General features: G+C 44.4%; 8 protein-coding genes. 6 read left to right on the plus strand and 2 right to left on the minus strand.

Annotation, left to right across the window (positions count from 1 at the left end; genetic code table 11):
- Positions 1 to 18 precede the first annotated feature (18 nt).
- The 4 genes from DVG78_RS24060 to DVG78_RS24075 all read left to right on the plus strand — a co-directional run bounded on the left by DVG78_RS24060 (position 19) and on the right by DVG78_RS24075 (position 3,870).
- Positions 19 to 1,545 (plus strand): autotransporter outer membrane beta-barrel domain-containing protein, encoded by a 1,527-nt coding sequence (locus DVG78_RS24060; RefSeq protein WP_114463580.1) that lies wholly within the window; start codon positions 19 to 21, stop codon positions 1,543 to 1,545.
- A 44-nt stretch (positions 1,546 to 1,589) separates the two neighbouring features.
- Positions 1,590 to 2,216, plus strand: coding sequence for a hypothetical protein (locus DVG78_RS24065; protein ID WP_114463581.1), 627 nt, complete (start codon positions 1,590 to 1,592; stop codon positions 2,214 to 2,216).
- Between the two features lie 18 nt (positions 2,217 to 2,234).
- Positions 2,235 to 2,813, plus strand: a complete 579-nt coding sequence (locus DVG78_RS24070) for a hypothetical protein (protein ID WP_114463582.1) — start codon at positions 2,235 to 2,237, stop codon at positions 2,811 to 2,813.
- A gap of 127 nt (positions 2,814 to 2,940) precedes the next feature.
- Positions 2,941 to 3,870, plus strand: a complete 930-nt coding sequence (locus DVG78_RS24075) for a DUF2279 domain-containing protein (RefSeq protein WP_158550084.1) — start codon at positions 2,941 to 2,943, stop codon at positions 3,868 to 3,870.
- 6 nt (positions 3,871 to 3,876) lie between these two features.
- Here DVG78_RS24075 and DVG78_RS24080 read toward each other — a convergent pair whose 3' ends face one another.
- Positions 3,877 to 4,671 (minus strand): hypothetical protein, encoded by a 795-nt coding sequence (locus DVG78_RS24080; RefSeq protein ID WP_114463584.1) that lies wholly within the window; start codon positions 4,669 to 4,671, stop codon positions 3,877 to 3,879.
- Between the two features lie 90 nt (positions 4,672 to 4,761).
- On the opposite strand from DVG78_RS24080, the gene DVG78_RS24085 reads away from it, so the two are divergent.
- On the plus strand, positions 4,762 to 5,271 hold the full coding sequence (locus tag DVG78_RS24085; protein ID WP_114463585.1) for a DUF6265 family protein: 510 nt from the start codon (positions 4,762 to 4,764) through the stop codon (positions 5,269 to 5,271).
- Between the two features lie 69 nt (positions 5,272 to 5,340).
- Here the strand turns inward: DVG78_RS24085 and DVG78_RS24090 are convergent, their stop codons facing one another.
- Positions 5,341 to 6,219 carry a phosphodiester glycosidase family protein gene (locus DVG78_RS24090; protein ID WP_114463586.1) on the minus strand — a complete coding sequence of 293 codons (879 nt, stop codon included), beginning with the start codon at positions 6,217 to 6,219 and terminating at the stop codon, positions 5,341 to 5,343.
- Positions 6,220 to 6,379: 160 nt separating this feature from the next.
- Here DVG78_RS24090 and DVG78_RS24095 point away from each other — a divergent pair, with 160 nt between their 5' ends.
- Complete coding sequence (locus DVG78_RS24095) at positions 6,380 to 6,949, plus strand: YcxB family protein (RefSeq protein ID WP_199563288.1); 570 nt, start codon at positions 6,380 to 6,382, stop codon at positions 6,947 to 6,949.
- Positions 6,950 to 7,115 lie beyond the last annotated feature (166 nt).

The raw sequence follows: 7,115 nt of genomic DNA on the forward strand, positions 1-7,115 counted from the left end.
AATACTTGAATAAATAACATGAAAAAGGAATTATTGTCATTCATTCTTTTAGTACCTCTTTTGCAGGGAGGAAGCTTTGTATTTGCTCAGAGCATTACCCTCGATCCCCGAACGACTGCGCCAACGCAGGCCAAGGTTTTAGTGGAAGGCGTTGGGCCGGCTCAATCCTTGTGGGGCCCTTACTACCCGATAGCCTCCGAGCGTATGGGATTAAAGGCAGTAGCACCACCAACATCGGGTACCAAAACCACCGCCATAACAGGAATTGTAGACCAGTATTCGAATGGAGGACAAACAGGAGAGGCGACTGGTGTGATGGGTTTTTCAGCCTCTAAAACCAAAGCACATGGCTTATTGGGGATAGCTGATGGGCAAGGTGCAGGCAGTATCGTATATGGTGTGAGGGGATATGCCAGCAATATCAGCAGCAATACCTCTACCTTTGGCGGTATGTTTACTTCGTGGCGGGAAGGAAGTGAGAATTCCAATGGTTATGGTATTTATGCGGGGACCAACCATTATAGGGCAGCTGCCACTGGAAACTCTTACGGCGGGTATTTTTATGCGATTGGACAAGGTATCAGTAATAAAGTTGGCGTATTGTCGGAAGTTGACCATCTAACTTCTGCCCCCGTAGCGGCTGTTGGTGCCACGGGTTTTCAGGCCAATATTTCGGGACCATATTCTTCTCAAGTGATTGGTCTGTATACCAATATTGCCACCACTGGAAACAACGGTACTTTTGGCGCTAAATTAGATTACACAGGCGTAGCCGGAAATAGTGCAAGTATCTATGGATTACAAGCCAATGTAAAAGGAACAGGTGCAGCTTCTTATCGATATGGTGGTTATTTTGATGTTGATGGCTCTACATGGAACAATTCTTATGGCATATATGCACGTTCTAATATTGTGTCCCATGCACAAGCAGCCAATGGCTTGAACAGTTATGGTGGCTATTTTGTAGCCACGGGCAGTTCTCTTAATCAGTTTGGTATTTATGCTACATCGGATGCCAATTTAGGGCCAAATATCCGTTATGCAGGTTATTTTGCTGGCAATGTGTCGGTCACCGGAAACCTAACCAAAGGCAGCGGCACGTTCAAAATTGACCACCCTCAAGACCCAGAAAATAAATTCCTGTACCACAGTTTCGTCGAAAGCCCCGACATGAAAAACATCTACGACGGGGTCATCACCACCGATGCCAACGGTGATGCTACCGTCGAAATGCCCGCTTATTTTGAAGCCCTTAACCAAGATTTTCGCTATCAGCTCACTGGTATCGGGCAGTTTGCGCAGGCCATCGTTGCCGACGAAATCAATCATAATCGCTTCAAAATCAAAACCGATAAACCCAACGTCAAGGTAAGTTGGCAAGTGACCGGCATCCGCAAAGACGCCTACGCCGAGGCCAATCGGGTAGTGGTAGAAGTTGAAAAACAGGGTGAGGAAAAAGGAAAATACCTGCATCCGGAAGTGTTCGGGAAGGATAAGGTGCAGGGAATAAGCAGTTTACATGAGTTAAAGGCTGAAAATAAGTAGGGATTTTAGAACAATTTTAATTTAATCACTTTCAATCATTTATCATGAAAACCTTTCTTTTTATTACAATGCTTTCGTTGCTCAGTCTTTCAGCCATCGCCCAGGAAACCGTCTGGAGGGATGTGCCCGCCAACGAACTCAACGGCGTGGCTGTCAGTGATTTACAGGGTCGAATGCGCGAAAGTATGGCCTATGCAAACCGCTACGGTTTTGGAGCAGGTATTCCTACTTTTGAAAACGGTGAAAAAAACGGCCAGATCGTCTATGGAACAATCTTGATTCCAAAGAGATACGTTGAATTTAAAGACATTCCACAATCAGAATTGGGGAATGTCGATCTCAACAATTTTCAGGAGCGTGTCCGTCAATCCATGACCTGGGCGGCCAATCACGGTTATGCAGCGGGGATTCCTACCTTTCATCATGCCAACCACGGAAGCGGGATGGTGTGCGGCACGATGCTGTTTAAGGCAGGTTCCGTGACGTTTCGTGATGTAAAGCAGAGCAATTTGGAAAAAATTAACCAAAATGAAGCAGGTACAGCTGACTGGGTACGGTCAGTGGCGAGGTATGCCGGTCAAATGGGTTGGGTGGGTGCTTTTCCCACTTTTCATCAAGCCACGTACAGCGATAAAGGACAGGTGTATGGCGTGGTATTTTTTAAAAAGTAACTTAATTTAAGTAAAGCAATGGCTAAAAACATGATTTTACATGATACGCGGCTCGGTGGAAGCGCTCCCTCCGGTTTAGCTGATAATATCTTTAAAGTAAATGAAAAAAATGATACTGCTCATATATTCCAATGGATAGCTACCTACGCACGTTCTCAGGGTGGATTGGACAATCTTTTTATCATGTGCCACGGAGGAACCAAAGAAAAATCGGAGATGGTTGATGGAGGTGCAAGTGCTCAATCAAGAGTTTTAAAGGAGCGCGGATTACAAATCGGAGCCCAAAATTTGCTGCATTCTAACCTTAATGTTACAGCAGTATTGAATGGACTTGTGGCAAAAATTACGGTATTTGCATGCAATATAGCAGAGACAGATAAGGGTTCTAAACTGACGGCGGATGATGGGAAATTGTTTTGTAAATATTTAGCCGTCTATACAGGAGCAGAGGTAATTGCGAGTTCTGAAACGCAGAAGTATCACAAGGTTGGATTGTTGGCGCTATTTTCTGATACGGCGGGTACAATTGATTTTGGAGCGTGGGAAGGGCCTGTCTTTTCGTTCCTGCCTGATGGTAAATTAACGCCACTTAAATAGCAATCGTCCACATGATAAACATTGTAATCATTTTCTGACGACCAAAATGAATCTATGATGATTAAAAGCATTACGTAAAGTAAAAAAGCAATAGATTTAAGTTTCGTTCGAATTTATGAAACCACTTTTGAATAAATTGATCTCATTGCTATTGGCACTGCTCACCGGTCTAATTGGCTTCGCCCAAACGGCTACAGACTCTCTAACTACCTCTCAACCTGCTCCCACTCCCACCTTTCACAAAGGCCGCTTTGCGGCAGTAGTCGCTACCGAGGCTGCGCTGTATGCCGGCACGATGTCTTACCTGAATTTTATTTGGTATAAAGACGAAAAACGCGTGCCATTTGAATTTTATGCCGATGGTAAAGGCTACCTGCAAGTGGATAAATTCGGTCATGCTTACGGGGCGTATTTGGAAAGTTACGTGGGTTACAAAGCCCTACGGTGGTCGGGAGCTTCTAAGAAAAAGGCGTTGCTGTATGGCGGCACGCTGGGCTTTTTGTTGCAGTCGCCGATTGAGATTGTGGATGGTTTTTACGAAGGTTGGGGCTTTTCGTGGAGCGATATGGCCGCCAACGCCGTAGGCAGCGGGATGGTCATTGGGCAAGAATTGCTATTCGACGAACAAATCATGAAGTACAAATTCAGTTTTCGACGCTCTCCTTATTCCAAACAAGCCAACGGCTACTTAGGAACAACCTTTGCTGGGCAGATTCTACAGGATTACAATGCCCACACTTACTGGTTCAGCATTGGCCTCAATCGCATTATCCGTTCGGAACGCATTCCCGATTGGCTCAACGTGGCGGTGGGCTATGGTGCCAATGGTATGTTCGGAGAATTTGAAAATATAAAGAAATGGGGCAATGTAGTGATTCCGCCTACCCAACGCTACCGTCAATTTTTGTTTTCATTAGACATTGATTGGACAAAAATCAAAACGAAGAACCGATTCCTAAATCAGGTATTCCAAAGTATGTTTATGATAAAGCTCCCTTTCCCCACCCTTGAAATCAACACCAAAAACGGCTTTCGACTGTATGGAATTTACTACTGAGTCAGTTTATTCAACCTTCGACACCACTACATAATTGTCATTTCGGGTAATCCCATAGAAAATAACGGCATTTTTAACGCTATGGTCAAAAGCAAATGCTTGTCCTTCGCTGATGGTAGGGATGGTTTTCAGATAACGCAGGGCAGGCCCGCGTTTGGGCAGTTGAAGGACGTAAATTTCGGGCTTGTCGTGGCCCGTACAATACAACAGCCCGTCTTTCCCCCACGCGCCGCCCGACGTACTTTTGGGGGCAAATGAGGTTAACACCTCTTGCGGAAATGCCCACGACTCCACTTGCTGCCATTGCGTCGTGAATTTGACCAAAGTCGTCCACCGATTGTCGCGACCGCCGTCCATGTTTTTATCAGAATAGTTGCCAAACGCCACCCACCAATGCCCCTGATGAAAATCAATCCACGTGGCCGAGCCAGGAAACAACCCAAAACTGTGGGTATCCATGTGCCGAAGCGTGGCCGCGTCAAATATTTCAATGGAGCTGGCCATGGGTTTGTCGGGGTAATTGGAGTTGGCGCAGTAGAGTTTGTTGCCGATAATGATACCGCTGTTGAGGTGCTTGAATATCCCCGTTGTGTCTTTCCAATAAGCTACCTGTTTCCCGTCGGTTTTGGTATGTTTGGTAATGGAACTGTTGTTGATAACGTAAAAATGAACGGCATCCACGGCTACGCCCTGTTTTACTTCTTTCAATTGAAAACGCCTGATTTCTTTGGCTTGCTGGGCTTGGACGGTGGCCGAAAAGAGCATTATAAGTAGGACGAAAGCACAATAGGATTTATTCATAAGGCAGTAGTTTGCCGTAAAGTTAAAAGTAATTTTTAGCGTTGGTCGTCTTATAGAAGCAATTTAACCACTAAAAGTCACATTACTTAAATGATCTCTTTGACACGCATCCGTACCAAATCTTTTATTTTTATTTTGGTAACTCTTTTTCAATTTTCTGGCTATTCGCAATCCAAAACGGCCTCTTTACAAGACGTGGCCTTTATGCAGGGGCATTGGCTAGGAAACTTCAATGGCGGGCCGATTGAAGCCTTTTGGGCGGCTCCTGCGGGCGACAATCTGACGGGTTTTATGCGGATGATGAAGGAAGACAAAGTTACGATGTACGAAATGTTGGTTTTTGAACAAACCGCCAATGGTCCCATTGTCTTGGTTAAACACTTCAAACCAGGCCTGATTGCGTTGGAGGAAAAAGAGATTTCGGACCGTTATAGTTTTATAGAGGCCAAAAAGGGTCAGGCGCTTTTTGAAAAACAAGACGGCTCGGTGCGGATTATTTACGAAAAACGCAGCGAAAACCAACTTGTCATCCAACGCGGCAAACAAGAAGGCGGCAAATGGGTATTTGTAGACTTGTTTGTTTTTAATCGGGTGAAATAATATTTACGTATCGTTAAGTTTTATAAGTAATAAACAGCTGGTTTATTACTTATAAAACTAGCCACGTGCTTACTTCCGCTTCACTACCAACGCATTACTAACGGCTCGTTCGCCTTCGTGGTCAAACTTTTTGTTGTCGCTAGGATAGTTTACCACGCCTTTGCCTTCAATCCATAAAGTAGTGGAGCCGCCGCCGTCGAGGTTGAGGGCGTCGCGGCAGCCGAGTTGACGGGCCAAAAAAGTAAGCTCTGCCAAATTCATTCCGTAAGACTCCGCCGAGCGCCCATCTACCGTAATCAGCAATACTTTCTTTTTGTCGGTAATGCAGGCGCAGCTTCTGGGATGGCGATTGTCGTTAAAGGCATTCTTAGGGAGTACTTCATCGGTGCCGTTCAACCGCAATAAAGGCCCCGAAAGCATCACATTTTGGTACGGAAGTGTATATTCCCAGCCCACGCTCGATGTTCCTTTGAGGATACGTAATTTATTTCGGTGGATTACGATGGCGGCTTGCCCGTGAAAAGCGGCTTTGTTGCCAATGCCCAAACGGGTGGTATCCACTACCTTTCCGTTCACCTTTATAAAATCAACCGAACCTCCATTTTTTACGTCAAAAAAGCCCCCGTTGATGGCAAGCAGGGCTTGGTTTTCCATGGCTAAGGTACTCGTAGGGCGTAATTGGCCTTTGGCTTTGTTCTTTTTGTCTAAAGAATCGGCGGTGACGATGGCCCAACCATGTTTTCGACTTTTGACCGGTATTTCTAAAATATTAATGCTTTGGTTGGCGTTGAAAAGCTGTTTTTCGTTGAAATGCGTTTTACGCCATTTTATCCCTCGGTCAATTTCCTGAATATCCCATTTTGTATTAAAGAGGGCAACCGAATCGGCGGCCGTTTGGGCGTGAATAGTTGTGATGGTTGCAAACAATAAAAAGACAATGGGTTTCATTTTATTTTCTAATTTTGTGCGTTGATTCAAATAAAATCAATTTGAAGGGTATTCATTTCAACGGAGTAAAGTTCGCAATAAAAACGACAAATAGCTGTGACAACGGCGAACCGTTGCTACGGCGACCACAATTTAATAATCAGTTAACAAAAAAACATCGATGGCAAAAGTTCCGGTAAACAAACATCAGCCTGTCTATCAAATGCCTACTTCACCGTTGGCGGTGAAGACCAAAAAATTTGCGTTGGATAAAAAGAAGTACGTCAACATTGCAATGGGCCAATTGTGGGAGCAACAAAAAATGTGGACGCTTGTACCTTTAGGCTTACTTTTAGTGAATGCTATCTTGGGAATTACGGGCGTTTACCCAAACATTTGGGCTTATATTGTCATTATCCTAGGTGCGTTGTTGTACGTAGGTTTTTGGTGGGTACAATTCACGGGCGTTACGCAGTTAGAGCAATATAAGCAGTTGTTTGATAAGTACTTGTACGAGATTGATAGCCGCCAAATTTTGGTAAAAACCAACCCAAAAGAAGGCGGAATTATGCAGTGGGAGCAAATTAAGAGCGCCTATAGAACCAAAGACGCGTATATTTTAATGATGGCACGCGGTCAGTTTTTACATTTTCCGCACTCCGTTTTTAATTCAGAACATGACCTTCGACTTTTTGAACGTATTCTGAAACAGAAAAATCTGCTTCCTGACGTGAAAGAAGTGGCAAAATAAATTTTTATCTCTTGTTGCGATTTTGAAGTGGCGGTGTTTTCACCATAGCCGTCAGGCTAAGCCATTAAAATATCTTTGGGCGATGGTCTAATCGTGTTTTTGTCCAGCCTTCTCTTTTCTTTTTTCGCTGTACGAAAGAGAGATTCAAACAAATTAGCTATCCACT

Origin of the sequence: Runella aurantiaca (genome assembly GCF_003339505.1) — a bacterium.
Taxonomy (GTDB): Bacteria; Bacteroidota; Bacteroidia; order Cytophagales; family Spirosomataceae; genus Runella; species Runella aurantiaca.